This is a genomic window from Pseudolactococcus yaeyamensis (assembly GCF_054658615.1).
The window spans coordinates 1-1,791 of record NZ_BAAGGP010000169.1 but is presented as its reverse complement, the minus strand read 5'-3'; the positions used below and the strand labels follow the sequence as shown (position 1 = coordinate 1,791).

Sequence of the window (1,791 nt, the reverse complement as noted above, 5' to 3'; positions counted from 1 at the left end):
ACTTTCCAATAGTCTCCATATGCCATGTTAGTACCTGCTTTCTTTTTTGAAATAGCTTTTCTATCTCTATGAATTTATTTTTACATAACTATTATCTGTTGTCAACGATTAAATCGCTTCGAGTGCATTTTTTTCAAAAAAAGATTCAAAGACTTATTTTTACAGTTTTTGTACGTTTTAATCGCCAAAAAAACGCTCCCCTAGACCATTGTAGTCTCGGAGAGCGTTCTGATTTTTAGCTTAAAATTCTAAGTCATCATCTAAAACATCTTTATTACTAGATTTTGTGATCATTTTGTTTGGAAAATTATCAGGTGCAATATAATTTGACTTGTCCCAGAAAAGGTCATCGAAGTAAGCCAATTTATCCTGATTAGCTTCAAAGTGACCATTTATTCCTGAAAGTACTTTAAATGTTTCAGTGTTCTCGCCCAGCATCAACAATTCTTCATGACTATATTTTCCGAATAGTTGCTGATCCAATACCTGAGTTAAGGGAAGTCCTGACGGATAAAGTATATTTTTAAAGCGGTCATAAACTTCAATTTGCCTGAAAAGATTGGTATGTTGCAGATAGGCAACATTTTCAATCAAGTGTTCCACAATCATATCATGATGCGCTTTATCAGTCGCACGTGCCTTTAGTGGGTTCTCTGAGTACATCTTTTCATATCTGTTCAAAGTCCCTAGATAAGATAAATCTGGTTTGGTTGCCATCAGCGCTAAATCAACTTGATAGCCTCTATCTTTGAGCAGGCGAGTTGTTTTTTCAGGCACTTCTGTCGTGCGCAGCGTTCCCTCGATAAGCAAATTATAGCCTAAATGAGACAGATTATCTATCAAGGCTTCTGTCATTTGACCGGCAAATTTTGCCGTATAATTGACATCGGCTTTGCCATGTTCTTGCGTAATCTCTGTACTTCTTGGATGCTGCGCTCTAAAACTATCGCCATCAATGATAATCATGCCAGTTTCAAAACTCTGAGCTTTAAGTCTATGAATGACTGTTTTTCCTGAACCACTTTGTCCGCCCAATAGGATAGCAGTTGGGTTGTTGGACATTGTCACACCTTGGGTCAAAGAGAAAAGATTGAGCTTCAGACGTGCTGAAAATTCTTCAGGGGTAAAATCATGACTGGTCATGTTATGCTGCTTCCTCCACATCTGAAAAAGCAATAGATAGCTCATGAATATAGGCTTTTAAGCCTGCGACTTGCTCAAAACTTGTCATACTATAAATGTCAGTATTGATTTTCTTTGAAAGTCCCATGGCAATTTTTGAAATTGGATCATGTCTATCTTCTAGTTTTATCTCATGCTTAAGGAGATAGTTGTAAATTGTCGCAAGGACACTTGCCCCTAACTCTTTTACGACTTCAATTTCTAATGTTAAGTTGTAATCTTCTATTGGCGATAACATTTTATCTTCTCCTATTATGTCTACGTATGATAGATTGAATTTCTGCGCTATCTTATCGATCACGCTATAAGGGACATCATGTGCGCCGAGTTCATATCTACTCAGACTGGTTCGTGAAATACCTAGAACACTCGCAAATTCTGTCTGGTTCATTTGATTGGCTTGCCGTATCTGCTTTATATTTTCTGAAATCATTTGACCTCCTAGTTATATTATAGCACTTTTGCGTCTTTTTTGGCGCAAAAAAAATAGGCTGGGACAAAAGTCCACAGTCACTAAAATAAAAAGCAAGCTAATCCAATCAATTTTGATTGTTCTAGCCTGCTTTTTTTCTATATCCGACAGGTTACCATCAGTTTTCTGAGATTAAT

1 protein-coding gene and 1 pseudogene are annotated in these 1,791 nt (G+C 36.8%); both read right to left on the bottom strand.

The features are described 5' to 3' along the window. Window positions 1–387: 387 nt before the first annotated feature. Window positions 388–1,143, bottom strand: a pseudogene (locus tag ACYQ21_RS15430) (zeta toxin family protein); the annotation flags it as partial. Between the two features lies 1 nt (window position 1,144). After that, window positions 1,145–1,615, bottom strand: a complete 471-nt coding sequence (locus tag ACYQ21_RS15425; RefSeq protein WP_460059554.1) for a helix-turn-helix domain-containing protein — start codon at window positions 1,613–1,615, stop codon at window positions 1,145–1,147. Between the last annotated feature and the right edge of the window lie 176 nt (window positions 1,616–1,791).

Coding starts and splice junctions, on each gene's coding strand:
- ACYQ21_RS15425 (WP_460059554.1), bottom strand. CDS start 1,615: ATGATTTCAGAAAATATAAAGCAGATACGGCAAGCCAATCAAATGAAC.